The organism is Lederbergia citrea, assembly GCF_018343525.1.
GTDB lineage: Bacteria > Bacillota > Bacilli > Bacillales > Bacillaceae_C > Lederbergia > Lederbergia citrea.
The window spans coordinates 1,748,295-1,773,568 of the sequence record NZ_JAGYPH010000001.1 but is presented as its reverse complement, the minus strand read 5'-3'; the positions used below and the strand labels follow the sequence as shown (position 1 = coordinate 1,773,568).

Genomic DNA, 25,274 nt, shown 5'->3' with positions numbered 1-25,274 from the left:
GGATACCGTGAAAAAACAATTGGCTGACAAACTTGAAGAGCGGACAGAACAATTTTTAGGTAGAAGGAAGACAAAAGAAGAAAAAATAATAAGAAAACTTGAATCGCTAGCGGATAGGGAAGCAGAAGTTGTAAAGGTTATGGCAACTGGAAAAATTTTAACTAAAGAGCGGGCGGATGAACACGATGTCCTTTATTATGACGTACATTTGAAGTATTTGATTAATCAATTTGGTTCAATGTATGTGGAAGAAGAAGTTGAACATCGTAAAGCTTTATTTTATAAAGGTGGAGTGTTTGAAGATGTCGAGCTGCCCGTTATTTTCCCGGAGGACGATCCCTCGGAATTTACAACCGATGAAGAGCTCCAGGAAGAGACGCGGGCATTCAATTATGATCGGCTAAAAGCGGTTCGGTATGCGGAGAGATGGTGGAATGACTATAATCCAGCTTATAAAAAATTTCAGGTGGATTGTACGAACTTTATTTCTCAGTGTTTGCACCAAGGGGGTGCTCCAATGAGGGGACAGCCTAATCGAGGTAAAGGATGGTGGCATCAATATAGCAACTGGAGCTATAGTTGGGCTGTGGCAAATTCCTTGAAAAATTATTTGCAATCTTCAAAAGCCGGGCTGAAGGCGATAGAAGTGCATGACCCGCAAGTACTTAAGCTCGGTGACGTTATTTGCTATGATTTCCAAGGAGATGGTCGTTTCGACCACAATACAATCGTAACTGGAAAAGATGCTGCAGGGATGCCGCTTGTAAATGCCCATACGTATAATAGTAGAATGAGGTATTGGGCCTATGAAGATTCCAGCGCCTACACCCCGAACATTAAATACAAAATGTTTACAATAGATGACGCATAAGCTTTTGATGTATAATGACACGGTATAGAGATTAACGAGGTGAATACGAGTGCCAATCCATGTAGTTTTATATCAGCCAGAGATACCGGCAAATACAGGAAATATCGCAAGAACATGTGCAGCGACGGGCACAGCTTTGCATTTAATTCGTCCACTAGGTTTTTCAACAGAAGATAAAATGCTCAAGCGTGCCGGCCTTGATTATTGGGAGCATGTGAATATCACATATCATGATTCAATTGATGATTTTTTTGCTGCAAGCAAGCATGGGGAATATTATTTTCTTTCTAAATTTGGCACAAAACCGCATACCACTTTTAATTATAGTGATTCCGCTTCTGACTATTATTTTATATTCGGTAGGGAGACAAAGGGGCTGCCAAAAGAAATTATCGAAGAATACCGCGAGAGATGCCTTCGAATTCCAATGAATGATCACGTTCGCTCACTTAATTTATCAAATGCAGCAGCCATTCTTGTGTACGAAGCTTTACGACAGCAAGGATATCCGAGTCTATATTAAAAACAAAAGCGAAATCGCCTTGTTATAGGATGAACGGCTAAGGGCGCTATAGCTGGATAATAAAAAAACTGCCAAGTTGGCAGTTTTTTTATTGTTCATATTATTTTTTATTTACTCCAGGCTTATCTTCATATCCCGCAGTAAAAATGGCAGCCAAAAATGCAATGCTTACGCCAATAACTATAATTGTTCTCATTATATATGTAAGCCTCCTTTGATCATTGTCCTTTTCATATTATAGCCCAATTTTTACTGAATGTGAATGTATGACCTTTTTTTAAAATAAGTTTATGGCAAGAAAGTGAATAAGCCCATACATTTTGAATATCTTTTCTTATAGGACATGGTAACGAGCGAAATAATCATGTTTAGTTGTCCACATGCATAATATTAAATAATTATCTCTCATCAAGCTACCAGGGAGGTCCATATGGATATTTTAAAAAAAATTGAACAATATCGGTCGCAGGAAGAAAAGCTGAAATGGGAAGGAACTTTCGCAGATTATTTAAAATTACTGAAAGAAAAGCCATGGGTGGCTCAATCCTCCCACTCGCGCATTTATAATATGATTAAGGACGCGGGAGTTGAGGAGGAGAATGGCAGAAAAACATATCGTTTTTTTAGCCATCAATTGTTTGGGCTGGAAGAGGCGCTTGAAAAATTAGTCGAGGAATATTTTCATCCGTCGGCTAAACGTCTTGATGTCAAGAAGCGGATTCTGCTATTAATGGGACCAGTGAGTGGAGGGAAATCGACACTTGTCACGATGCTGAAAAGAGGACTAGAATCTTATTCGAGGACAGAACATGGCGGCGTGTATGCGATTAAGGGTTGCCCAATGCACGAAGATCCTCTGCATTTGATTCCCCAGCACTTACGGGAAGATTTCTTTGAAGAATACGGGATTAGAATCGAAGGGAATTTGTCCCCACTTAACACAATGAGGTTGGAAGAGGAATATGGCGGCCGGATGGAAGACATGCTCGTTGAGCGGATTTTTTTCTCGGAAGACAAACGGGTCGGGATAGGAACGTTTAGCCCATCAGATCCGAAATCCCAAGATATTGCCGATTTGACAGGTAGTATTGATTTTTCTACCATTGCGGAGTTTGGTTCAGAATCAGATCCGAGGGCATATCGATTTGATGGTGAATTAAATAAAGCGAATCGTGGACTAATGGAATTTCAGGAAATGTTAAAATGCGATGAAAAGTTTTTATGGCATCTGCTCTCTTTAACTCAGGAAGGGAATTTTAAAGCGGGTCGATTTGCTTTAATCTCGGCGGATGAGCTTGTCGTTGCCCATACAAATGAAACGGAATACCGCTCCTTTATCGCAAATAAAAAGAACGAGGCTCTCCATTCAAGGATTATTGTCATGCCTGTTCCATACAATTTGAAAGTATCACAGGAAGAGCGTATTTATGAAAAAATGATCCGTGAAAGTGATGTTGCTAATGTCCATATTGCTCCACATACTCTTAGGGTTGCTGCAATGTTCACTATTTTAACAAGACTGAAAGAACCAAAAAGAGGCGATATCGACTTATTGAAAAAAATGCGTTTGTATGATGGAGAGAATGTGGAAGGGTTTAACTCCGCTGATGTGGATGAGTTGAAAAAGGAGTTTCAAGAAGAAGGCATGAGCGGGATTGACCCGCGGTATGTAATCAATCGCATCTCCTCAACGATTATCCGTAAGGAAATCACATCTATCAATGCGCTTGATGTGCTGAGGTCTTTAAAGGAAGGACTTGACCAGCATCCATCCATTACGCAAGAGCTTAGGGAAAAGTATTTAAACTTTATTTCACTGGCACGAAAAGAATATGACGATATGGCGAAAAAAGAGGTTCAAAAAGCATTTGTATACTCTTATGAAGAATCTGCCAAAACATTGATGGACAATTATCTTGATAATGTAGAGGCTTATTGTAATAAGGTGAAGCTGCGTGATCAGTTGACTGGTGAGGAAATCAATCCAGATGAGAAGTTGATGAGATCCATCGAGGAGCAAATCGGTATTTCAGAAAACGCAAAAAAAGCGTTCAGGGAAGAGATATTGATCCGCATTTCCGCACTGGCAAGAAAAGGAAAGCGATTTGATTACAAATCGCATGACAGATTACGTGAAGCCATTCAGAAAAAACTGTTTGCTGATTTGAAGGATGTTGTGAAAATTACTACATCTTCCAAAACGCCTGATGAGCAGCAATTGAAAAAAATCAATGAAGTTGTGTCACGCCTCATTGATGAGCATGGCTATAATTCAACATCAGCCAATGATCTTCTTCGCTATGTAGGCAGTCTGTTGAACCGTTAATCTAAATGTTGTCCTTCTCTGCATTCGGGTATATTCATCCGCAGAGAAGGTTTTTTATTGAAAAGCATAACAAATCTACATGTCTAGCTCCAGCGCCTAGCCCCTCAAGGTCCGCACGGATGCAGGTCATAACGGCGAAGACATAAGGACGTGGCGCCTAGACGTTCTTCCTTCAAGGCGCTTGCGCTTTTTTAATACTTGTCCAAGCAGAATTTCTTTGTCCAATTCTTTCAATTATTTGTAAATAATTTATCTTCATCGCATAAGATAAAGTAATTACCAAACGTATTTTTATTTCCATTAATCAAAATGGCAGTCGCCTTAATATATGCAGCAGTATAACAATTGGTGATTAAATTTAAGGGGGGCGTTTATATGTCGTCGGATTCAAATCAGCAGCAGTTTGTGATATCGCAGGAAGATTGGTCCCTCCATCGCAAAGGACATGATGATCAGCAGCGCCATCAAGAAAAAGTCCAAGAAGCCATACGCAGCAATTTACCAGATTTAATTACAGAAGAAAGCATCATCATGTCTGACGGACGGGACGTTGTCAAAATTCCTATTAGATCTTTGGATGAATATAAAATTCGTTATAATTATGATAAAAATAAACATGTGGGCCAAGGGGATGGTGATAGCCAAATTGGAGATGTCGTTGCTCGGGATGGCTCAGCCCAAAAAGGACCTGGCAAGGGGCAGGGCGCCGGAGATAAAGCTGGAGAGGATTATTATGAAGCGGAAGTTTCAATGATGGAACTAGAGGAAGCCTTGTTCAAAGAACTTGAATTGCCGAATTTGAAGCGGAAGGAAAAAGATACGAATCAAATAGAGCATATTGAGTATAATGACATTCGAAAAACCGGATTACAAGGCAATATTGATAAAAAAAGGACGATGATGACCGCTTTTAAACGAAATGCGATTAAAGGCGAGCCGAAGTTTTATCCAATTTATCCCGAGGATTTGAAGTTCAAAACTTGGAATGAGATTCAAAAACCAGAGTCTAGTGCAGTTGTATTAGCGATGATGGATACGAGTGGTTCCATGGGGGTTTGGGAAAAATATATGGCACGCAGCTTTTTCTTCTGGATGACCCGTTTTCTAAGAACAAAATATGAATCAGTTACTCTTGAATTCATTGCCCATCATACGGAAGCAAAAGTAGTATCGGAAGAAGATTTCTTTTCGAAGGGAGAAAGTGGAGGAACAATTTGCTCTTCAGTTTATAGAAAAGCGCTTGAAATTATCGACGAGAAATATGATCCTATCCGCTTTAACATTTATCCTTTCCATTTCTCTGACGGCGATAACCTAACTTCGGATAATCCAAGATGTATTAAACTGGTTAACGAGCTAATGGAAGTATCGAATATGTTTGGCTATGGTGAAGTAAATCAATATCAACGTAATTCAACATTAATGTCAGCTTATAAAAATATTAAAGATGAAAAATTTTATTACTATATACTGAAACAGAAATCCGATGTCTTTCATGCAATGAAAAGCTTTTTCAAAAAAGAGACTGATCGACAGCTAGCATAAGCCCTTACCTGAAAAATCCGGAAAATTCATTTTTTCGGATTTTTATTTGTGAATTTTCCGAAAATTCGTTGACATATAAAAAAAAGAGCAGTATCCTTTGAATTAATATAACGTTATTTTGCATTCCAGACAATTTCGCGTCATATAATAGTATGAACGTTAATCTACCTTTTTTTGGTCACTGTGGAGAGCGCTTACAAATTTATGAGAAAGGAGAATAGTAGCATGGAAATGGTCGGAGATCTTTCTTATGAAGAGAAGCTTCTGTTGTTTATGGAAAGAATTAATGCAGGTGAGAAAATCGAAGCAGATGATTGGATGCCGGATGAATATAGACACGCTCTCATTAAACTTATCTCTATGCACGGCATTAGTGAAATTATGGGCGCCTTACCGGAAAAGGAATGGGTGCCAAAAGCGCCCTCACTTCGAAGAAAGCTCGGCATTATGGCGAAAGTCCAGGACGAAATGGGACATGGTCAGCTGCTTTTGCGTGTTACGGAGGATTTAATGGAGCCACTCGGAAAGAACCGAGAGGATATCATAACAGACCTTTTAAATGGAGATTTGAAGTTTCATAATGTATTTCATATGGAAGCACCATCTTGGGCAGATGCCGGTATAATCGGCTGGCTTGTAGACGGTGCGGCGATCATGACCCAGACAAATATGCTGGGGGCATCTTATGGACCGTATTCGAGAGCCCTCCACCGAATTTGTGCTGAAGAAGTTTTTCATGCTCAGCACGGGGAATCCATCATCATGGCACTTGCTGAAGGATCAGAAGAACAAAATGCGATGATTCAAGATGCGCTTAACAGGTGGTGGCCGTCCTTACTCATGTTTTTTGGACCTGCAACAGCGGCAACTACTGGTTCCTCTAAGCAAGATATTACAATCAAATATAAAATCAGAACAAAAACGAATGAGCAATTAAGACAAGACTTTTTTACAAAATACATCCCGCGTGTCCAATCTTTAGGTTTGAAAATACCCGATGAAACATTGAAATTTATTGAAGAAAAAGGCGAATGGGTGTATCGACAGCCGGATTGGAGTGAATTCAAAAAAATCATTTCAAACCAGGGACCTAAATCACAAAGTCGACTGCAGCTTAGGAGGCTTGCATTCGAAAATAATGCATGGGTTCGCGAGGCTCTCGGGTAGCGAAGTATTAAAGGAGATGGTGAGCGTGGACAAAGAACATCCGGGTAATTTTTATGAAATTTTTGAAGTGTTTAGCAAGCGCACTCATAAAAGTGACTTTCAGCATCAGTTCAACCTGCTGGCACCGAATCATGAAATGGCATTCATCATGGCCCAGGAAAATTTTATGCGCCGTGAACCAGTTGTTGATTTATGGATTGTGAAGCGCTCAGATATCCGAATGATGAAGCCAGAAGAACGGGATTCGTTGGCAAGGCTCGATAACAAGGATTACCGAACGACAAAAGGCTATGGTTACTTAAAGAAAAAATGGCGGCATTATGAGCAGCAAATATTGGATGAAAAAGAAATAATGTCTTGGGGAGGATATGCTGATGGCAAAAATCACCTCGGCGCTCGAGGCAAGCAGCAATAAAGAGTATAGAAATGCACTTGTGGAACTGCTCTTCCAGCTCGCGGACGATGAATTTCTCATCGCATTTAGAGGATCGGAATGGCTTGGGTTGGCACCACATATTGAAGAAGATGTGGCATTTTCATCGATTAATCAAAATACAATGGGCCATGCAGCAATGTATTATCGGCTTCTTGAAGAGCTTGGAGAAGGTGATGCAGACGAGTTGGCCCATGCCAGGAAGGCTTTCCAGCGTAAGAATGCTGTCCTTCTTGAACTGGTAAACGGAACTGGCACGTATTTGGAAGAGCCTCGATTTGACTGGGCATTCGCAGTTGTTCGTCATTACTTCTATGATGTTTATAAAAAGTTGAAACTAGAAGCTTTAAAACAATCATCCTATGAACCCCTTGTACATGTAGCCATCAATATTAATATGGAGCAGTATTATCACGTCATGCACTGGCGTACTTGGTTTGAACAACTTTGCGAAGGCAAGGGAAGCGCAAGGGCGAGAATGGAAGCCGCGATTGAAAAGGTATGGGACGAGTTTTCCGGTGTTCTCGATTATGGACCTAAAGGAGGAGCAATGTCGGGTCATGGAATCATTATTGATGAAGCATCATTTCAAAAGCGCTGGGAAACTGAAATGAGGAGAATTTTTGATGCGGTAAATATGTCTTACCCGGGTCAATGTCGTATGAAGAGTGGCAATGGGCGAATCGGTGAGCATACGAAAGACTTAGAGCAGGCAATTTCCACACTGGGCGAGGTATATCATCTCGATCCGCAAGCAGTATGGTAAAAGGCGGTGGCCATTATAGATGTATCGTTGAAAAATGAAGTGCTTTTGAAGCTTCAACACGTAAAGGACCCGGAAATTCCATCCGTCAGTATTATTGAACTCGGCATGATTGAAGAGGTGACAGTATGCTCAGGGAAGGTCTTTGTAAAGGCACTTCCAACTTTTGTCGGCTGTCCAGCCCTTGAAATCATCAAGCAGCACGTACATGAAGCAATTGTCGGAATCGCTGGTGTTGAGGAAGTAACAGTTGATTTCATCTATCATCCGCCTTGGACATCTGACCGTATTTCAGAAGAGGGCAAGAAAAAACTGAAGGAATTCGGGATTGCTCCTCCACCTGTTTTTGAAGATGGCGGCATGTGGGCTATACAATGTCCGTATTGCAATTCTGATTACACAACTTTAGATAACTTATTCGGGCCTACAGCGTGCAGGAGCATCCTGTATTGCAAGTCTTGTAAAAATCCGTTTGAAGCGATGAGACCGGTATCGGATTTAATGTAAATAAAGGGGGAAAACAAATGTTTAAAATGATTGCACTGTTTAAAAAACCTGAGGATCCTGAGGGATTTGATGATTATTATTTTGGTACCCACATGCCACTTACTGAAAAAATTCCAGGTCTTCGGAAGACGGAAGTAACGAAATTTACAGGTTCACCGATGGGAGAAAGTCCGTATTATTTAATGTGTGAAATGTATTATGACAGTAAAGAGGCATTTAAGGAAGCTTCCAAAACGGATGAATCAAAAGCATCGGGGAAAGACGTGATGAAATTTGCCGGCCACTTAGTCACCTTTATGTTTGGTGAAGATGTGAATGGTTAAAGATTCCTTCAAAGATGATTAATGGAGGCCAATATGTACGAGACAATTCTTTATGAATCTAAAAACGCTGTAGCAAGAATTACTTTGAATCGTCCTGAGAAAGTAAATTCCTTTAATAAAACGATGAACATTGAACTGCTAAAAGCATTGAAGCAGGCCGCAACAGCAGAAGAAGTAAGAGCGATTATGATTACAGGAACGGGAAGGGCTTTTTGTGCAGGGCAAGATTTGAGTGAAGTCGATGAAAAGATCGATCATGGTGAGTTGCTGAAAATCTATTATAATCCATTAATTGAAGAGATGGCCCAAATTGGAAAACCAATCATTGCTGCTGTGAATGGGACAGCAGCGGGAGCCGGTTTCAGCCTTGCCCTTGCGGCAGATTTTCGGCTTGTATCAGATAAGGCCAGTTTCTTAAACGCCTTCATCCATGTCGGACTTATCCCGGATTCTGGAAATTTTTATTACTTGCCGCGAATGGTCGGACATGCAAAAGCAATGGAGTTAATGATGCTTGGAGAAAAGATTAGAGCTGAGGAGGCAAAAATGCTGGGACTGGCAACAAAGCTTATCCCAACTGAAAAATGGGAGGCTGAAATCACTGCTTTTACGGAGCGACTGGCTTTCATGCCGACAAAAGCAATGGCTCTAATTAAGAAGAATTTACTCGAATCATGGGAGAGACCACTTTCTGCAACGCTCGAACAGGAAGCATATCTCCAAAGGGTTGCTGGCTTAACAGCAGATCATCAGGAAGGAGTTAAAGCATTTTTGGAAAAGCGACCGCCACAATTTCAAGGAAGATAATTGCTTTGTAAGGGGGATGGTGATGCAGCATATTACTGTCATTGGTTCAGGAATAATGGGTAGAGGTATCGCGTATGTATCAGCCGTGGGCGGCTTTCAAGTCAATGTATTCGATGTCGATCATATGAACTTGGAAAATGCAAAAAACGAGATTGAGGAATTGTTTCAAAAGGCGTTACAACGCGGAAAGCTAAATGCAGAACAAATATATGAAACTAAACAAAGAATTCATTTTTCGTTTAATATGGAAGACGCCATGAACCATGCTGATTTGGCCATTGAAGCAGTTCCAGAAAGATTTGAGATAAAAAAGGCAGTCTTTGAAAAAATGGATGCATGTGCAAAAAGTCAATGCATCCTTGCAACGAACACATCGACCATGAGCCCCACTGAAATCGGATCATGTACAAGGCGTCCCGAAAAAGTGATTGCGATGCATTTTTTTAATCCTGTCCATAAAATGCCGCTCGTTGAAATTATTCGAGGACTTGAAACTTCAACAGAAACAGTCTCGATTGTAAAAGATGTTGCAGAACGAATGGGAAAGGAAACGGTCGTTGTAAATGAGTTCCCCGGTTTTGTGACAAGTAGAATCAGTGCCTTGGTAGGCAATGAGGCGTTCTTTATGCTGCAAGAGGGGGTGGCATCCGCAGAAGAAATTGATAAAGCGATAAAACTTGGGCTGAATTATCCAATGGGACCGTTTGAATTGGCGGACTTAGTGGGCCTCGACACGCGGCTAAATAACCTCACATATTTACACGAGACCTTAGGTGAAAAATATCGGCCTGCACCATTGCTCGTTCAATATGTAAAAGCCGGGAGACTTGGAAAAAAAACAGGCAGAGGCGTATATGATTATTCTCGACGTGAACAGTAAGCGAGGTGGTTTGTAATCGAAACGGTAGTCATTGTCGATGCTGTCCGAACACCGATTGGGCGATATAACGGAGCCTTGAAAAATGTTCGTCCGGATGATATTGGGGCGGCAGTAATAAAAGCATTACTGAAAAGAAATCCCGAACTGCCACCACATCTCATTGAAGATGTCATTATGGGATGTGCGAACCAAGCAGGAGAAGATAATCGGAATGTTGCACGAATGTCTGCATTGCTGGCAGGTTTACCTGTAGAAACATCTGCAACAACCATTAACCGGCTTTGCGGCTCTGGACTTGATGCGGTTATATATGCAGCTAGGGCAATTATGACAGGTGAAGGAGATATTTTCATAGCTGGTGGAACAGAGAGTATGACAAGGGCGCCGTTTGTCATGGCCAAGCCTGAAGCTAGTTTCCCAAGAGGAAATATAGATTTACTTGATACTACGATTGGCTGGCGTTTCATTAACCAGAAGATGCGAACAAAATATGGTTGTGAATCAATGCCAGAAACAGCTGAAAATATAGCTAAAGAATACGGAATCTCTAGAAATGATCAAGATCAATTTGCGTTCTTGAGTCAAATGAGAGCAAAAACTGCAGTTGAAAAGGGTGTCATTGCAGAGGAAATAATCCCTGTTGTCACAAAGGATCAAAAAGGAAATGAAATAATCTTCATGCAGGATGAACATCCTCGGCCAACTACATCATTGGAAAGGCTGTCCTCTTTACGACCAATTTTTAAGGATGGGACGGTCACGGCAGGAAATGCATCTGGCGTAAATGACGGTGCATCAGCATTATTAATGATGAGCGAAGCAAAAGCGAAAGAGCTAGGATTGATACCACTTGTAAAATATAAAACTTCTGCAGTCGCAGGTGTTGAACCTTCGATTATGGGAATTGGTCCTGTCCCGGCATCAAAAAAGGCATTAGCTAGAGTTGGAATGAGTGTGGCCGATATCGATCTCGTTGAATTGAATGAAGCATTCGCTTCGCAATCGATTGCGTGTATAGAGAAGCTGAATCTTGACATAACAAATGTTAACGTAAATGGTGGCTCCATCGCATATGGACATCCGCTTGGTGCGAGCGGCGCTAGAATACTGACAACATTAATCCATGAAATGAAAAGACGGAATGTAGAAACCGGCATGGCGACAATGTGTGTAGGGGTAGGACAAGGAATCACGCTAATTGCAGAAAATATATAAAGCGATCATACTACTCTTCGTATCTATTGTTAATTTGTCCAAAAACGAAGAGGTGGGGAGAAATGAGAAACGGTCCGAATACAAGATCGATGATATTTACTATTTTTGGCGACTATATCCGCCATGATAAACATGATATTTGGATAGGCAGCTTGATTAAACTGCTGAAGGAATTTGGCCATAATGAGCAGTCCGTCCGAGCAGCGGTTTCTAGAATGTACAAACAAGGATGGCTGGAATCGCAAAAAAATGGAAATCGGAGTTTTTACCGGCTTTCGCCGAGAGGCAAAGCAAGAATGGAAGAAGCCGGAAAGAGAATTTTCAAGCTTAGCCCTGATCAATGGGATGGAAAATGGCGTATGTTTTTCTATTCCATACCGGAAGGAAAAAGAAACGTCAGAGAAGATTTAAAAAAAGAGTTAAGCTGGAGCGGTTTTGGAGCTTTATCACCAAACAATTGGTTGACCCCTAATAACTTAATTAAAGAAGCTGAGTACCTAATCGAAAAATATGAACTTGCCGACTATGTTCATTTGTTTACTGCGCAATATGAAGGTGCGGGTGAAAATAAGAGTTTAGTAGAAGCTTGTTGGGATTTAAGCGAAATAAATGAAAAGTATACACTTTTTATAGATATTTATAATAAAAAGTTTAAGGAAGCTAGAGTAAAATCTAATAACGGAAATATAACCTTAGCAGAGTGTTTCGTAGAGAAAACATTGCTCGTGCATGAATACCGTAAATTTTTGTTTATAGATCCAGGATTGCCAGCAGAGCTTTTACCGGAAAAATGGAAAGGGCATGCGGCTGCAGCATTATTTAGCGAGTATTACAAGTACTTAGAGGGACCCGCTGTAGCTTTTTATGAACAAATTTTCAATGAAGGAAATGTGCTCAAAGAAAAGTGGTAGGAGCTATGATATTTTCAACATAACATCCTTTAATTGTTGAAGGGACAGGCAGAAATCGTTAATGTACTAACAACCGTCTTGTCTTCAAAAAAATCCATTCACTGACCTATTCTTATTGTAAGCGCTTTAATTATTCTAAACATTTGAAATCTATTGACTATCTAGCGCAAGCAGTGTACCATAACGATAAAATATTGCCCATATATTCGATAAAAAAACAGGCGATGAACCATATTAAGGGGGAAAAATGGATGAAGATGAGTTGGAAAAAAAGTGCGGTGGCTATTTTTAGTACTGCTTTGCTGTTAGCGGCATGCGGAACTAACAATACTACTACACCGGGAACAAGCGATGACAATAAAGAACCGGTTGAAAAAGAAGAGACAAAGAAATTTAAAATTGGATATACGCAAATTGTCGAACACCCATCATTGAATGCAGCTTTTGACGGCTTTAAAAAAGCACTTGAAGATGCAGGAATTGACGCCGAATATGATAAGCAAATTGCTCAGGGAGATAATAGCGCAAATACAACAATTGCAACTAACTTCGTAAGTGAAAATGTTGATCTCATTTTTGCTAACTCGACACCTAGTGCCCAAGCTGCAGCAAGTGCGACAAAGGATATTCCGATTGTTTTTACTTCTGTCACGGATGCAGTCGGTGCCGAGCTCGTTGATTCTATGGAAAATCCAGGTGGAAACGTAACGGGAACAATCGACGCACATCCAGATGCGATTCCAGATACAATGAAATTCCTAAAAGAAGAGCTTGGGGCTAAAAATGTAGGAATGGTTTTTAACTCGGGTGAGCAAAATTCACGCGCACAAGTTGATTCTGTAAAAAAACTACTTGAAGACATGGATATGAAAGTTGTCGAAGCGCCTGTAGCGACTTCAGCAGATGTTAAGCAGGCTACTGAATCGCTTTTAGGTAAAATAGATTCTATGTATATTATTACAGATAATACTGTTGTTTCCGCACTTGAATCAGTTGTTTCCGTTGCTAATGAAAATAAAATTCCAATGATGGTTGGGGAATTCGACTCAGTGAAGAGAGGCGGTCTGGCTACGTACGGCTTCGAATATTATGATATCGGCTATGAAGCGGGGCAAATGGCTGTGAAAATCCTGAAGGACGGAATCAAGCCAGCTGATATACCAGTGCAAATTCCGCAAAATCTGAAATTTGTGATGAATAAAGAAACAGCGGAAGCAATTGGATTGGAAATTAAAGATGAATGGAAAGCTGAATTTAGTAAATAGATAGGAGATGATTCTGCATGTTTTCAGCTGTGTTTGGCTCCGTAGAGCAAGGAATCATCTATGCCATTATGGCGCTAGGAGTGTATCTCTCCTTTCGTGTGCTTGATTTCCCAGATTTAACAGTTGATGGAAGTTTTGTTTCAGGTGCCGCTGTTGCTGCTACGATGATTGTCTTCGGATATCACCCGGCAGTTGCAACAGCAGCAGCTTTAATTGTCGGTTTTATGGCGGGATGTATCACAGGCCTTTTGCATACGAAAGGAAAAATAAATCCGCTTTTATCTGGTATTTTGATGATGATTGCCCTTTATTCGATTAATTTGCGAATTATGGGCTTTACATCCGAAAATTCGATTGGACGACCAAATATCCCGTTATTGAATGCGGAAACCATATTCAGCAAATTTCACGCATTTTGGGGCTCGCTCGGAATTGATCCGATTATCAATCAATTTTTCAGCATGTTAGGCGTTCAGTTTTTGCCTTCAACTTGGGGCACGGTATTCCTTATGCTTATCATAACGTTACTCATTAAATTTGCGGCGGACTGGTTTCTGCAAACTGAAATTGGCCTAGCAATTAGAGCAACCGGTGATAACAAAAGGATGATTAGGAGTTTTTCGGCAAATACAGATACACTTGTTATTCTTGGACTTGGAATCTCGAACGCGCTTGTCGCTTTTTCAGGTGCTTTAATTGCTCAGTATGCCAAATTTTCGGATATTGGAATGGGTATTGGGATGATTATAATTGGCCTTGCATCCGTAATTATTGGAGAAGCAATCTTTGGCACAAAAAATATTGTTCGAACAACCATTGCTGTCATTGCAGGAGCAATCATTTATAGGATTGTTCTTGGACTTGCACTTAGAATTGATTTGCTTGATACAGGTGATATGAAACTAATCACTGCTTTCATCGTTATATTGGCATTGATCTTGCCACAAATACTTGAGAAGAATCGAGAAAAAAGAAGAAAAGCAAAAAGACATGCAGAGCGGCTTGCTGCCATTGCTCTTGCCGGCCAAGAGGAGGGAACATCCGTTGCTAAAGCTCGAACAGATTAACAAGGTATTTAACGAAGCGACACCTGATGAGAAAATAGCACTCGATCAAATCAACCTGGAACTGGGATCAGGCGATTTCGTTACTGTCATCGGCAGCAACGGGGCAGGAAAATCCACCTTGATGAATATGATTTCTGGAGCACTAACCCCTGATGTAGGCAATGTTTTTATTGATGGGAAAGACGTGACCAAACTTCCTGAATTTAAACGGTCCATGTTAATGGGAAGGGTATTCCAAGATCCAATGGCAGGTACCGCTCCTTCGATGACAATTGAAGAAAACCTGGCAATGGCCTATTCTCGCAATAAGAAACGTGGTTTAAGAAAAGGTGTCGACAAAAAGCGACGAGAATATTTCCGGGAATCGCTTGGAACCTTGCATTTAAATCTTGAAAATCGTTTAAATGCGAAAGTAGGCATGTTGTCCGGTGGTGAGAGACAGGCACTTTCCCTACTGATGGCTACATTTACACAGCCCTCCATATTATTATTGGATGAACATACTGCCGCACTTGATCCTTCAAGGGCGGAATTAATTACTAATCTAACAAAGCAGCTTGTTGAAAAGGACCGTTTGACTACCTTAATGGTCACTCATAATATGCAGCAAGCACTCGATCTTGGTAATCGACTCATTATGATGGACAAAGGACAAATTATCTTGGAAGTGAATGCTGAAAAGAAGCAAAAGTTGACTATTGACAAGCTAATGGCAGAATTTCAGCGAATTCGTGGTGAAAAGCTGACAAATGACAAAGCTTTGCTATCCGTATGATTTCAAACACGATAATGTTTTGGAGGTGTTTGTTCATGAAGCCAGGAATTCAAGTTGGTCAATCCGCTTCCATCAGTTTTAAGGTTACACCTGATATGTTTGCCCAATTTGAAGGTAACCTAGTTCATGAAGCGTATTCTACTGTTTCAATGGTTTACCATATGGAGTGGGTGTCAAGGCAGATTATATTACCATTTCTTGAAAATCATGAAGAAGGTATCGGAGGGGCGATAAACTTAAAGCATATCGCCCCTACTGCTGCCTGTACAAACGTGACGGTAAAAGCAACACTGATAAAATCAAAAAATAATATTGTTATTACAAAAACTGAAGCCTGGAATGATATAGGTTTAATTGGTGTTGGGGAAGTAACACAAATGATTTTGCCTAAAAAGGATATTAAAGAAAAGCTCGCAAAGTCTGCCATAATAGATGAATAGTTAAGAAGGGAATGGCATTCTTTAAAAACGCAATAAATGCAAACGCTTACAATTGAAGCTGTTCATATGAAAAAAATGAATGATAACAGTATTTTCGTAAAATCTCCCTATTTGGCCGATAAGATATTAAGAGTCATTAACACAGTAGAGGAGGGCATTTTGATGTTGCAATTTGATAAAATCTGTTATTTGGATGGTAATGGAAATCTATTAACCAGTGAAATAAAAACTGAGCTTGATGAAGGATTTGTGAAAAAAATTTATCGACAGTTAATTCTAGTACGGACGTTTGATAGAAAAGCCATAAGTCTGCAGCGCCAAGACAGGCTCGGGACATATGCACCTTTTGAAGGCCAGGAAGCAGCACAGGTAGGAAGTGCAATGGCCCTTCAAAAAGATGACTGGCTTTTTCCGACATATCGAGATCATGCCGCTACAATAACTTTTGGTCACTCTCTAACCACAGTATTTCTATATTGGAATGGAAGGATTGAAGGCTGTATACCTCCACCTGACAGAAAAATCTTTCCACCTGCGGTTCCAATTGCGACTCAACTCCCACATGCCACCGGGGCTGCGATGGCTGAAAAATTCAAAGGTACAAGTAATGCCGCTATCGTTTACTTTGGTGACGGTGCAACATCTGAAGGTGATTTCCATGAAGGTCTGAATTTTGCCAGTGTTTTTAAAGCTCCTGTCGTATTTTTAAATCAAAATAATCAATATGCAATATCGGTCCCAATCGAACGTCAAATGAATTCAAAGACTATTGCGCAAAAATCTGTTGCGTATGACATTCCCGGCATTCGCCTTGATGGCAATGACGTCTTTGCTGTTTATTTTGAGACGAAAAAAGCACTTGAACGAGCTCGAAAAGGAGAAGGTCCGACTTTGATTGAAGCAGTGACATGGCGTTACGGTGCCCATACGACAGCTGATGATCCAAGTAAATATCGTGATCAGTTAAAAAGTGATTTCATTCGGGATACAGAGGACCCTATTTTGCGTCTGGAAAAATACATGAAAAAAGCAGGGATGTGGGATGAACAATGGTCTCAGCAACTACACGAAGAAGAAGCAGAAAAAATTGAGCAGGCTGTAAAAGGTATGGAGGCATTTCCACTTCCTGATACTAACGATTTATTCGATCATGTTTTTGAAGAAAATCCATGGGTCATTCAAGACCAAAAAGATCAATACTTTGAATTTTTGCGAGGTGTATATACATGAGTACGTCAACACCTGTTTCACAAAAAATGACGCTCGTTCAAGCGGTTACGGATGGTCTAAGAACAATGATGAAAGAACGTAAGGACGTACTCATTATGGGAGAGGATATCGGAAAAAATGGTGGAGTATTCAGGGCAACGGAGGGCTTGTTTGAAGAATTTGGTGAGCACCGTGTTATTGATACTCCCCTCAGTGAAGCCGGGATTGTCGGAACGGCCATCGGAATGGCTGTCAATGGTTTGCTTCCTATCGTTGAGATGCAGTTTCTTGGCTTTATTTATCCAGCATTCGAACAAATTATGACACACGCCACAAGAATCCGGATGAGAACAAAAAGCCATTTTACAGTTCCGATCGTAATTAGAGCGCCATATGGAGCAGGAATTCGGGCCCCTGAAATTCACTCAGATAGTGTCGAGGCGCTTTTTACTCATATGCCCGGCATTAAAGTTGTTTGTCCATCTAATCCATATGATGCAAAAGGTTTATTGATCGCAAGTATAGAAGACCCTGATCCAGTATTATTTCTAGAATCTATGCGTTCTTATAGGTCATTCAGAGAAGATGTACCTGAAGGAAAGTACTTGGTTGAAATCGGGAAAGCGAAGAGAGTAATGACGGGCAGTGATATTACTATATTCGCTTGGGGTGCAATGGTGCCAGTTGCAGTAAAAGCTGCGAAAAAAGTAAAAGATCGCAAGATTAATTGTGATGTAATTGACTTAAGAACACTTTATCCACTAGATCGAGAGATGATTGCCGAATCCGTTCAAAAAACTGGTCGGGCAGTCATTGTTCATGAAGCACATTCGACAAGTGGCCTAGGAGCAGAAATCATTGCGCTCATACAGGAAACATCGTTTCTATATTTGAAAGCACCAATTGAACGAGTCACTGGATTCGATGTACCAGTACCGTTTTACTCACTGGAAAATCATTATTTGCCAATCCCGGAACGGGTGGAAAATGCAATCGAAAAAGCAGTCAACTTTTAAATGATGAGGGGTGAGCGGTTTTGGTTGAAGTAAAATTACATGATATTGGGGAAGGAATGACGGAAGGAGAGATTATTCAATATTTTATCAATGTAGGTGATAGAGTTAAGGATGATCAGCCACTAGTCGAAGTGCAGACGGATAAGATGACTGCAGAACTTCCTTCTCCCGCAGCAGGTGTTGTAAAAGAAATAATTGTTAGACCTGGTGAAAATGTCTCTGTCGGAACAACATTACTCACTATTGAAAGTGATCAATTACTCCAATTTGACCCTCCAATGAAAACGAATCAGAAAAGACCACAAACTATTGATACAACGATTTTAAATAAAGGGAAAATCATCTTGGCCGCTCCTTATACAAGGAAAATCGCACGAGATCTTGGTGTTAACATTGAAGAAGTAGAAGGAACAGGACCCGCTGGCAGAATTTTGGATGAAGATGTTCTGAGGCACGTTAACAAAAAGAAACCACAAATTACGTCCGCGGAGCCTACAGAGGCTGTCCAATCCGGTGAAGATGTAACCATCCCATTTAAAGGCCGAAGAAAACAAATTGCTGCAAAAATGACCAAATCACTTTATACCATTCCACATGTTACCCATTTCGAAGAAGCAGATGTAACGAATTTGCTTCAGCTAACAAAGAACTTAAAACAAGAAGGGAATTATATTTCGGTTGCTGCTTTTTTCATTAAAGCCGTCCAGCTTACTTTAAAAGAATTTCCTGTATTTAATGCAGTACTGGATGAAGAAAATGAAGTAATTCGCTTGAAGAAAAATTATAATATCGGAGTCGCCGTTGATTCAGAACAAGGACTCGTTGTACCTGTCATCCATAACGTTGAAAATAAGACAATCAAAGAAATTAATACTAAAATGAAGTTCTTAATTAAAAAATCGCAGGAGAATAATTTAACACGGAATGATATTACGGATGGGACTTTTACTATAAGCAATGTTGGTCCACTGGGGAGCATTGCCGCTACACCAATAATCAATTATCCAGAGACTGCTTTAATTGCATTTCATAAAGCTAAAAAGCGTCCGACAGTCGTAAATGATGAAATTGTCATTAGATCGATGATGAACTTATCCATGTCATTCGATCATCGGGTAGCCGATGGGGCAAGGGCGGTCGCCTTTACGAACAGATTTGTCCAACTGATTGAGAATCCTTCCAGAATGTTAGTGGAGCTGATGTAATGGTAGTAGGTGAACTCGTTCAAGAAAAAGACCTCGTTATCATTGGAGGTGGACCAGCTGGATACACAGCTGCCATCCGAGCTGCCCAGCTTGGCAGAGAAGTGCTCCTGATTGAGAAAAACAAGCTTGGAGGGGTTTGTTTAAATGAAGGCTGTATTCCTTCGAAAACATTCGTACATGCAGCAAAACAGAAAGCTCGTCTCAAGAAGATGGAAATGTTCGGATATTCTATTTCTGAAGCGCCATTTGATTTACAAACATTTTATGAACACCGAAATAGCATCATAGCCAATTTGCGTAAAGGGGTAGAATCGCTTTGTAAGGCTAATAAAATTGAAATAGTGTACGGCACCGCTGCCTTTCTAGATGAGGATAGGATTGGAGTGGAAATAGGACATCAGTTTGATATTATACGTTTCGAGCATGTAATCATTGCTACGGGGGCAATATCGAAAGAAAATAAGAAGGAAAACATGCTCACCTCTGTTAACTTATTTAATATGAACGACATCCCATCACATTTAGTATTGGCGGGAATAAATGATAAAACGCTTGAGGCTGCATTTGCCTATCGTGCACTAGGTAGTGATGTTTCTATCATTGAAGGAGATAAGAATGGACTTCAGCTTGACGGTGATATTGCTAAAGAATTACGTAGACTACTGAAAAAAAGAAAAATTGCTTATTATCCAGAGGCTTCAAAAATCTCTTGGGAAGAAGGCGGAATATGCAGCTTTGTTAATTGGAAGGAAGAAAAAGTGAAATTAGTAGCAACTCACTTTTATCAGGAGGAAAGTTGGCAGGGTAATACAGAAGGGCTGACGCTTGAACGATTTGGAATTCAAACAGATGAAAATAACTTTCTCCTAGTTAATAAACAATGCAAAACAAGCGCCAACCAAATATTCGCTGCGGGAGATGTAACAGGTGCGCCATTTCTAGCTGTAAAAGGTATACGACAGGGGAAAACAGCTGCAGAAGGAGCATGTGGAATTGCTGGAGAAGTGGATCTAACATGGATTCCCACAGTGATTCAAACTGATCCTCCGCTTGCTTTTGCAGGTTTTACGGAAGAGGAAGCTATAGCAGCTGGATATTTTGTTAAAATCGGTACCTATCCGATGTTGGGCAACGGATATGCTTCCCTTACAGAAAACAAGGAAGGCATAATGAAAGTAATTTTTGAAGAAGGAACAGACCGCTTGCTAGGGGTCCATTTATTTGAGGAAGGAGCAGCTGAGCTTATATCGATCGCTGTTCTAGGACTAGAGATGGGAGCAAGGGACGAAGATTTTCTATTTCCGCTTTATCCACATCCAAGCTTCAATGAGGCCATACTAGAAGCTGTAGAGCAAACAAAAGGCCTATCTATCCACCAACCACCCAAAAAGGGAGCTGTAAAGACAAAGAACCAAGTCTGACTTCCTAGTCAGACTTGGTTCTTTTCCAATCAGTGTGGCAGAAACGCCAATTGATAGAAGAACATTACTGCAAATAAATAGATAATCGGATGTACTTCCCGCCATTTTCCCGTTGCAATTTTTAAAAGGGGATAGGAAACAAAACCAAGCGCGATTCCTGTTGCTATGCTTGACGTGAGCGGCATGCTCAAAATAATCAGAAAAGCAGGGAAAGCTTCATCGATTTCATCCCACTTAATATTAGAAACGGCGCCAATCATAAGGCTGCCAACAATAATAAGGGCGGGTGCTGTAATGGCTGCAAGCTGTGATACCGAACTTACAAGTGGACCAAAGAAAGCCGCGGCGATAAAAAGGATGGACACTGTAACTGTTGTTAATCCTGTCCGGCCCCCTGCTGCCACTCCAGAGGAGGACTCGATATAAGCGCTCGTTGGACTTGTCCCAAACATTGCACCAATCGTTGTCGCGACTGAATCAGCCAGAAGGGCTTGGCGTGCACGTGGCAACGAGTTTCCTTTCATCAGCCCTGCTTGTTGGGCAACTCCAATCATTGTTCCGGTTGTATCAAATATTGTTACGAGCAAAAATGCAAATACAACTGCATATAAGCTATGTTGGAAAACTTCTGCAAAGGCAGTAATTGGATTGCCTACCAATAACCCTTCCGGCAAATGTGGTAATTTAACAAAACCTTGATCAAAGGATAAATGACCTGTGAAAAAGGCAACAACCCCGGTTACAATCATTCCGATAAATAATGCCCCATGAACTCTTAATGCCATTAATACTAAGGTAACGGCTAGTCCAAGCAACGCAAGCAGCACGCCAGGCTTATGGAGATTTCCCAAACTAACTAGGTTTTCAGGATGGGAAACGATTATTCCAGTCAATCTAAGACCGATAAAAGCAATAAAGAGGCCAATACCTGCCGTAATTCCGTGCTTTAAATTTGCAGGAATTGCTTCAATTAATATTTTGCGGAAAGATGTTAAGGAAAGTAAAACAAAAATGACACCTGCCACAAAAACAGCCGCAAAAGCGGTTTGATATGTAATCCCGCCGTGTGATCCAACAACAGAATAGGCGAAATAAGCGTTCATCCCCATACCTGGTGCAATGGCGATTGGATAGTTGGCAGCAAGGGCCATCCATAATGTACCAATGACCGCTGCAATGATTGTTGCTGTAAACACTTGGTCGAATGGTACTCCCGCATCCGCTAAAATAACGGGGTTTACAACGACGATGTACACCATTGTTAGGAAGGTTGTTAGACCAGCGACAAGTTCCGTTTTTACATTGGTGTTATTTTCTTTTAGCTTAAACATACAAAAAACCTCCAAAAGGCGAACATTATCAAATCCATTACTTATAATATTCGTTTTTAATCAGTTAGGCAAGTATTTTTCTTCGGAAATCATTTTATTTTTTAGGATAGAAATCTTTTTCTAATATTCGGTGATGGAAGAATACAACTCTGTTTCTTTCCAAACCATTTATAACGATATTTTGCGATAATATTATAAAGAAGATTTCGAATAGGTGCAGGGATAACGATGAAAATATAGAACAGTTTCCAAGGACTGTTCAAATGCTTGCAAATACGAAGAGCTGCAGAGGTTTTATAAGATACTTTGCCATCCTCAATTAGGATTATACTATCCATATGAGGTGGTACATTATATTTTATCAATAGAGATTGGCCAATTTCACTTTGTAATGATGTGAAATGAAAATATCCAACAGGATCACGGTTAATAATAAACTGCACACTTGAATCACAAAAGTTGCAGTCACCGTCGAAAAGAATCACAGGATTCATAAGAATAACTCCTTTGTCAAAAAATGATTATTCCTACCTTATTATCCAATAAAAAAAGGAAATCTCCAATAGTGAAGATTCCTTTTCAAAAATTATTTACATAAATAGATTTAATACATAGTATGTGAGGGCAGCAATTGTGCCTGTAATCGGCAGTGTAATGAACCATGTAATAATCATCCGTTGTGCTGTATCCCATTTAACGCCTCTTACCCTATGTGAACTACCGACACCAAGGATTGAGGACGAAATTACATGCGTAGTACTGACGGGCAAGTGAATGAATGTTGCACCAAAAATAATGATTGCGGAGCTTAAATCAGCAGCAACACCATTGACTGGGCGGATTTTCATAATTTTACCGCCGACGGTTTTAATAATTTTCCAGCCACCTACAGATGTACCAATTCCCATTGCAAGGGCACAGGAGAACTGAACCCAATGTTGGATATCTGTTGTAGTTTGGTAATTATTAGCTATCAAGGCCATTGTAATAATCCCCATCGCTTTTTGAGCGTCGTTTGTACCGTGGGTATATGATTGCAACGCAGCAGTGAAAATTTGAAAGTAGCGGAATCGTTTATTTGTTTTAGCTAAATTCAAATTCTTAAAAAAGATTTTAAAAATAAAATAAACCGTAAACCCTAATCCAAAAGCGATTAGTGGTGAAATGATCAAGGCTTGAAGAATTTTAAAGAATCCTTTGTAATTTAAAGCAGCGAATCCAGCAGATGCCATTGCGGCTCCTGCAATCGATCCGATTAGCGCGTGAGAAGAACTACTTGGAATTCCATAATACCAAGTAATTAAGTTCCATGCGATAGCCGAAATTAAAGCCGCCATAATTACGATAGTACCGTTATCCAAAGTAAACGGGTCAACAATATCCTTAGTAATTGTTTTTGCAACTCCGGTAAAAGTCATAGCACCGAGAAAGTTCATAAACGCAGCCATGACGATGGCCACACGTGGTCTCAGCGCTTTTGTTGAAACCGAGGTAGCAATTGCATTTGCCGTATCATGGAAACCATTGATGAAATCAAATGACAAGGCCAATATGACAATGATTAGTGTAATCAGAAAGACTGTATCTATTCCCATTATAAAGGACTCCCTTAAGCGTTTTTCATGACGATGCTTTCAAGTGTGTTGGCAACACCTTGGCAGCTGTCCGCAATTTCTTCGAGATCCTCGTATACCTCTTTATATTTGATCAGGCGGATTGGATCAGTCTCCACTGTGAAGAGATGCTTGATACACTCTCTTAGAACATCATCACACATGGATTCGTATTCTTTAATTTTAATCGCGTGTGGTCGAATTTGTGGAAGTTTCTTACTAAAAATTAACCCGATTGAAATGTCAATTTCATCTACACATTTACGAATAGCCTCAACAAATTTATACATATACTCATCAGCATTGACAATAGAATACATTTCAAACAAAGCTGCCGTATGTTCCATACCATCAAGCACATCGTCCATGATCATTGATAAAGCTAAAATATCTTCGCGCTCAATTGGAGTAATGAACGAATTGTTGAGCTCCATGATGATTTCGTGAACATAGGAATCACCAAGCTTTTCATATTCTTTCATTTTTTCAGCAAATACTTTCGTATCCTCTTTACTTCCCAGTTTATAATCGGCAAAGTAATTAGCGCTTTCCTTTAAGTTTGCGGCAATCTTCTCAAGCAATACAGCAAACTTATCTTTCTTGTTTTTCTTAAAGACCATTGTTAGACCTCCTGATTGACAATGATTGTTTGTACCAAACGTTCTTATTTTATCTTAAATAAGCGAAACTTGAAAGTTTCTGTCGAAGTTTTTTATCGAAAAAACAAGATACTTTTATTGTAAGCGGTTAATAAGTACAATAAAGACAAAAAGACAAAGGATGGGGTAGCATTGGTTAAAAATCTTCAGGATACAATCACTTTACACAATGGCATCAAAATGCCATATGTAGGATTAGGCGTATACAAAATGGAAGATCGACAGGAAGCTGTACATGCAATTCACCATGCAATTGACTATGGATATCGTTCAATCGACACAGCGCATATTTATCAAAATGAAAGGGTTGTCGGTGAGGCAATAAAAGATTCTAGAGTTGCTCGAGCTGACCTTTTCCTTACAACAAAAGTTTGGAATTATGATCAAGGGTATGATTCCACGTTAAAAGCTTTTGAAGCGAGCTTGAAAGGGTTAAATATGGATTATATAGACCTTTACCTAATTCACTGGCCGGTGAAACCTAAATATTTAGATACATGGAGAGCACTTGAGAGACTTTATGATGAAAAACTCGTTCGGGCTATTGGAGTAAGTAATTTTCAAATTCATCATCTTGAAGATTTAGCTGCCCATAGTAATGAAAAGCCGGTTATTAACCAGATTGAATGTCATCCTCGTTTAACTCAGGAAAAGCTGCGAGAATATTGTAATGAGCATAGCATCGCTGTTGAAGCTTGGTCTCCAATTGCAAAGGGACGACTGCTCGAAGAACCTACATTAAATCACATTGCTTCTAAACATGGTAAAACGAGTGTTCAAATTATTTTGCGTTGGCATTTACAAAATGGAACAGTGATCATTCCAAAATCAGTGCGTGAAGAGCGAATTAAAGAAAATGCCGATTTATTTGATTTTGAGCTTTCACTTAGTGAAATGAATGATATTAGTGCGCTTAATCTAAATGAAAGAATCGGAGCGGACCCTGACAATTTTGATTTTTAATAGAGGGAAAATATAAAAGAGGAACCTTAAATTAATTTG

The 25,274-nt window shown here is 40.1% G+C and carries 26 protein-coding genes; 22 read left to right on the top strand and 4 right to left on the bottom strand.

Translation table 11 applies throughout. The features are described from left to right. Window positions 1-7 precede the first annotated feature (7 nt). The 21 genes from KHA88_RS09180 to KHA88_RS09080 all read left to right on the top strand — a co-directional run bounded on the left by KHA88_RS09180 (window position 8) and on the right by KHA88_RS09080 (window position 20,669). Window positions 8-871 (top strand): amidase domain-containing protein, encoded by an 864-nt coding sequence (locus tag KHA88_RS09180; protein WP_213096220.1) that lies wholly within the window; start codon window positions 8-10, stop codon window positions 869-871. Between the two features lie 49 nt (window positions 872-920). Then, window positions 921-1,394 (top strand): tRNA (uridine(34)/cytosine(34)/5-carboxymethylaminomethyluridine(34)-2'-O)-methyltransferase TrmL, encoded by a 474-nt coding sequence (trmL, locus tag KHA88_RS09175; protein ID WP_213096221.1) that lies wholly within the window; start codon window positions 921-923, stop codon window positions 1,392-1,394. A gap of 430 nt (window positions 1,395-1,824) precedes the next feature. Continuing rightward, the gene (locus KHA88_RS09170; protein ID WP_213096222.1) at window positions 1,825-3,720 is read left to right on the top strand and encodes a PrkA family serine protein kinase; all 1,896 of its coding nucleotides are present in this window, start codon (window positions 1,825-1,827) and stop codon (window positions 3,718-3,720) included. A gap of 375 nt (window positions 3,721-4,095) precedes the next feature. Further along, window positions 4,096-5,265, top strand: a complete 1,170-nt coding sequence (yhbH, locus tag KHA88_RS09165) for a sporulation protein YhbH (protein WP_213096223.1) — start codon at window positions 4,096-4,098, stop codon at window positions 5,263-5,265. Window positions 5,266-5,490: 225 nt separating this feature from the next. Next, window positions 5,491-6,432 (top strand): 1,2-phenylacetyl-CoA epoxidase subunit PaaA, encoded by a 942-nt coding sequence (gene paaA / locus KHA88_RS09160; RefSeq protein ID WP_213096224.1) that lies wholly within the window; start codon window positions 5,491-5,493, stop codon window positions 6,430-6,432. Window positions 6,433-6,457: 25 nt separating this feature from the next. Further along, window positions 6,458-6,847: a 1,2-phenylacetyl-CoA epoxidase subunit PaaB gene (paaB, locus tag KHA88_RS09155; protein ID WP_346728943.1), complete on the top strand. Its 390-nt coding sequence runs from the start codon at window positions 6,458-6,460 to the stop codon at window positions 6,845-6,847. Then, window positions 6,807-7,631 (top strand): 1,2-phenylacetyl-CoA epoxidase subunit PaaC, encoded by an 825-nt coding sequence (gene paaC, locus KHA88_RS09150; protein WP_213096225.1) that lies wholly within the window; start codon window positions 6,807-6,809, stop codon window positions 7,629-7,631. The genes paaB and paaC overlap by 41 nt, the downstream gene beginning before the upstream one ends. 27 nt (window positions 7,632-7,658) lie before the next feature. Then, window positions 7,659-8,135 carry a 1,2-phenylacetyl-CoA epoxidase subunit PaaD gene (paaD, locus tag KHA88_RS09145; RefSeq protein ID WP_249308196.1) on the top strand — a complete coding sequence of 159 codons (477 nt, stop codon included), beginning with the start codon at window positions 7,659-7,661 and terminating at the stop codon, window positions 8,133-8,135. A gap of 17 nt (window positions 8,136-8,152) precedes the next feature. Further along, window positions 8,153-8,458, top strand: coding sequence for an EthD family reductase (locus KHA88_RS09140; protein WP_213096226.1), 306 nt, complete (start codon window positions 8,153-8,155; stop codon window positions 8,456-8,458). Window positions 8,459-8,491: 33 nt separating this feature from the next. After that, window positions 8,492-9,265 (top strand): enoyl-CoA hydratase-related protein, encoded by a 774-nt coding sequence (locus KHA88_RS09135; protein ID WP_213096227.1) that lies wholly within the window; start codon window positions 8,492-8,494, stop codon window positions 9,263-9,265. 19 nt (window positions 9,266-9,284) lie between these two features. After that, window positions 9,285-10,145 carry a 3-hydroxyacyl-CoA dehydrogenase gene (locus tag KHA88_RS09130; protein WP_213097771.1) on the top strand — a complete coding sequence of 287 codons (861 nt, stop codon included), beginning with the start codon at window positions 9,285-9,287 and terminating at the stop codon, window positions 10,143-10,145. 15 nt (window positions 10,146-10,160) lie between these two features. Further along, the gene (locus tag KHA88_RS09125; RefSeq protein ID WP_213097772.1) at window positions 10,161-11,360 is read left to right on the top strand and encodes an acetyl-CoA C-acyltransferase; all 1,200 of its coding nucleotides are present in this window, start codon (window positions 10,161-10,163) and stop codon (window positions 11,358-11,360) included. Window positions 11,361-11,422: 62 nt separating this feature from the next. Then, on the top strand, window positions 11,423-12,271 hold the full coding sequence (paaX, locus tag KHA88_RS09120) for a phenylacetic acid degradation operon negative regulatory protein PaaX (protein ID WP_213096228.1): 849 nt from the start codon (window positions 11,423-11,425) through the stop codon (window positions 12,269-12,271). 251 nt (window positions 12,272-12,522) lie between these two features. Beyond that, window positions 12,523-13,536, top strand: coding sequence for an ABC transporter substrate-binding protein (locus KHA88_RS09115; RefSeq protein WP_213096229.1), 1,014 nt, complete (start codon window positions 12,523-12,525; stop codon window positions 13,534-13,536). 17 nt (window positions 13,537-13,553) lie between these two features. Next, entirely contained in the window at window positions 13,554-14,603 is a 1,050-nt protein-coding gene (locus KHA88_RS09110) for an ABC transporter permease (RefSeq protein ID WP_213096230.1), read from the top strand. Continuing rightward, entirely contained in the window at window positions 14,581-15,378 is a 798-nt protein-coding gene (locus tag KHA88_RS09105; RefSeq protein ID WP_213096231.1) for an ABC transporter ATP-binding protein, read from the top strand. Before KHA88_RS09110 ends, KHA88_RS09105 begins: the two co-directional genes overlap by 23 nt. A 35-nt stretch (window positions 15,379-15,413) precedes the next feature. Then, complete coding sequence (locus KHA88_RS09100; protein ID WP_213096232.1) at window positions 15,414-15,818, top strand: thioesterase family protein; 405 nt, start codon at window positions 15,414-15,416, stop codon at window positions 15,816-15,818. 162 nt (window positions 15,819-15,980) lie between these two features. Beyond that, window positions 15,981-17,048 (top strand): pyruvate dehydrogenase (acetyl-transferring) E1 component subunit alpha, encoded by a 1,068-nt coding sequence (pdhA, locus tag KHA88_RS09095; protein ID WP_213097773.1) that lies wholly within the window; start codon window positions 15,981-15,983, stop codon window positions 17,046-17,048. Then, window positions 17,045-18,043 (top strand): alpha-ketoacid dehydrogenase subunit beta, encoded by a 999-nt coding sequence (locus KHA88_RS09090; RefSeq protein ID WP_213096233.1) that lies wholly within the window; start codon window positions 17,045-17,047, stop codon window positions 18,041-18,043. The genes pdhA and KHA88_RS09090 overlap by 4 nt, the downstream gene beginning before the upstream one ends. Window positions 18,044-18,063: 20 nt before the next feature. Next, on the top strand, window positions 18,064-19,248 hold the full coding sequence (locus KHA88_RS09085; RefSeq protein ID WP_213096234.1) for a dihydrolipoamide acetyltransferase family protein: 1,185 nt from the start codon (window positions 18,064-18,066) through the stop codon (window positions 19,246-19,248). Then, window positions 19,248-20,669, top strand: a complete 1,422-nt coding sequence (locus tag KHA88_RS09080; protein ID WP_213096235.1) for a dihydrolipoyl dehydrogenase family protein — start codon at window positions 19,248-19,250, stop codon at window positions 20,667-20,669. Before KHA88_RS09085 ends, KHA88_RS09080 begins: the two co-directional genes overlap by 1 nt. A 29-nt stretch (window positions 20,670-20,698) precedes the next feature. Here the strand turns inward: KHA88_RS09080 and KHA88_RS09075 are convergent, their stop codons facing one another. The 4 genes from KHA88_RS09075 to KHA88_RS09060 all read right to left on the bottom strand — a co-directional run bounded on the left by KHA88_RS09075 (window position 20,699) and on the right by KHA88_RS09060 (window position 24,233). Then, window positions 20,699-22,000: an NCS2 family permease gene (locus tag KHA88_RS09075; RefSeq protein ID WP_213096236.1), complete on the bottom strand. Its 1,302-nt coding sequence runs from the start codon at window positions 21,998-22,000 to the stop codon at window positions 20,699-20,701. Between the two features lie 101 nt (window positions 22,001-22,101). Beyond that, on the bottom strand, window positions 22,102-22,494 hold the full coding sequence (locus KHA88_RS09070) for a thiol-disulfide oxidoreductase DCC family protein (protein ID WP_213096237.1): 393 nt from the start codon (window positions 22,492-22,494) through the stop codon (window positions 22,102-22,104). Window positions 22,495-22,590: 96 nt separating this feature from the next. Continuing rightward, window positions 22,591-23,595, bottom strand: a complete 1,005-nt coding sequence (locus KHA88_RS09065; RefSeq protein WP_249305901.1) for an inorganic phosphate transporter — start codon at window positions 23,593-23,595, stop codon at window positions 22,591-22,593. Window positions 23,596-23,609: 14 nt separating this feature from the next. Continuing rightward, window positions 23,610-24,233 (bottom strand): DUF47 domain-containing protein, encoded by a 624-nt coding sequence (locus tag KHA88_RS09060; protein WP_213096238.1) that lies wholly within the window; start codon window positions 24,231-24,233, stop codon window positions 23,610-23,612. 171 nt (window positions 24,234-24,404) lie between these two features. Between KHA88_RS09060 and KHA88_RS09055 the strand changes: the two genes are divergently transcribed. Then, entirely contained in the window at window positions 24,405-25,235 is an 831-nt protein-coding gene (locus tag KHA88_RS09055; RefSeq protein ID WP_213096239.1) for an aldo/keto reductase, read from the top strand. The last annotated feature ends 39 nt before the right edge of the window (window positions 25,236-25,274 follow it).

Bases quoted from the DNA above. Each gene is read 5' to 3' on its own strand.
- paaX (WP_213096228.1), top strand. From the start codon at position 11,423: ATGAGAAACGGTCCGAATACAAGATCGATGATATTTACTATTTTTGGC.
- KHA88_RS09110 (WP_213096230.1), top strand. From the start codon at position 13,554: ATGTTTTCAGCTGTGTTTGGCTCCGTAGAGCAAGGAATCATCTATGCC.
- KHA88_RS09060 (WP_213096238.1), bottom strand. From the start codon at position 24,233: ATGGTCTTTAAGAAAAACAAGAAAGATAAGTTTGCTGTATTGCTTGAG.
- KHA88_RS09065 (WP_249305901.1), bottom strand. From the start codon at position 23,595: ATGGGAATAGATACAGTCTTTCTGATTACACTAATCATTGTCATATTG.
- paaC (WP_213096225.1), top strand. From the start codon at position 6,807: ATGGCAAAAATCACCTCGGCGCTCGAGGCAAGCAGCAATAAAGAGTAT.
- pdhA (WP_213097773.1), top strand. From the start codon at position 15,981: ATGTTGCAATTTGATAAAATCTGTTATTTGGATGGTAATGGAAATCTA.
- yhbH (WP_213096223.1), top strand. From the start codon at position 4,096: ATGTCGTCGGATTCAAATCAGCAGCAGTTTGTGATATCGCAGGAAGAT.
- KHA88_RS09070 (WP_213096237.1), bottom strand. From the start codon at position 22,494: ATGAATCCTGTGATTCTTTTCGACGGTGACTGCAACTTTTGTGATTCA.
- KHA88_RS09090 (WP_213096233.1), top strand. From the start codon at position 17,045: ATGAGTACGTCAACACCTGTTTCACAAAAAATGACGCTCGTTCAAGCG.
- KHA88_RS09100 (WP_213096232.1), top strand. From the start codon at position 15,414: ATGAAGCCAGGAATTCAAGTTGGTCAATCCGCTTCCATCAGTTTTAAG.
- KHA88_RS09135 (WP_213096227.1), top strand. From the start codon at position 8,492: ATGTACGAGACAATTCTTTATGAATCTAAAAACGCTGTAGCAAGAATT.
- KHA88_RS09080 (WP_213096235.1), top strand. From the start codon at position 19,248: ATGGTAGTAGGTGAACTCGTTCAAGAAAAAGACCTCGTTATCATTGGA.
- KHA88_RS09140 (WP_213096226.1), top strand. From the start codon at position 8,153: ATGTTTAAAATGATTGCACTGTTTAAAAAACCTGAGGATCCTGAGGGA.
- KHA88_RS09115 (WP_213096229.1), top strand. From the start codon at position 12,523: ATGAAGATGAGTTGGAAAAAAAGTGCGGTGGCTATTTTTAGTACTGCT.
- KHA88_RS09170 (WP_213096222.1), top strand. From the start codon at position 1,825: ATGGATATTTTAAAAAAAATTGAACAATATCGGTCGCAGGAAGAAAAG.
- KHA88_RS09075 (WP_213096236.1), bottom strand. From the start codon at position 22,000: ATGTTTAAGCTAAAAGAAAATAACACCAATGTAAAAACGGAACTTGTC.
- paaA (WP_213096224.1), top strand. From the start codon at position 5,491: ATGGAAATGGTCGGAGATCTTTCTTATGAAGAGAAGCTTCTGTTGTTT.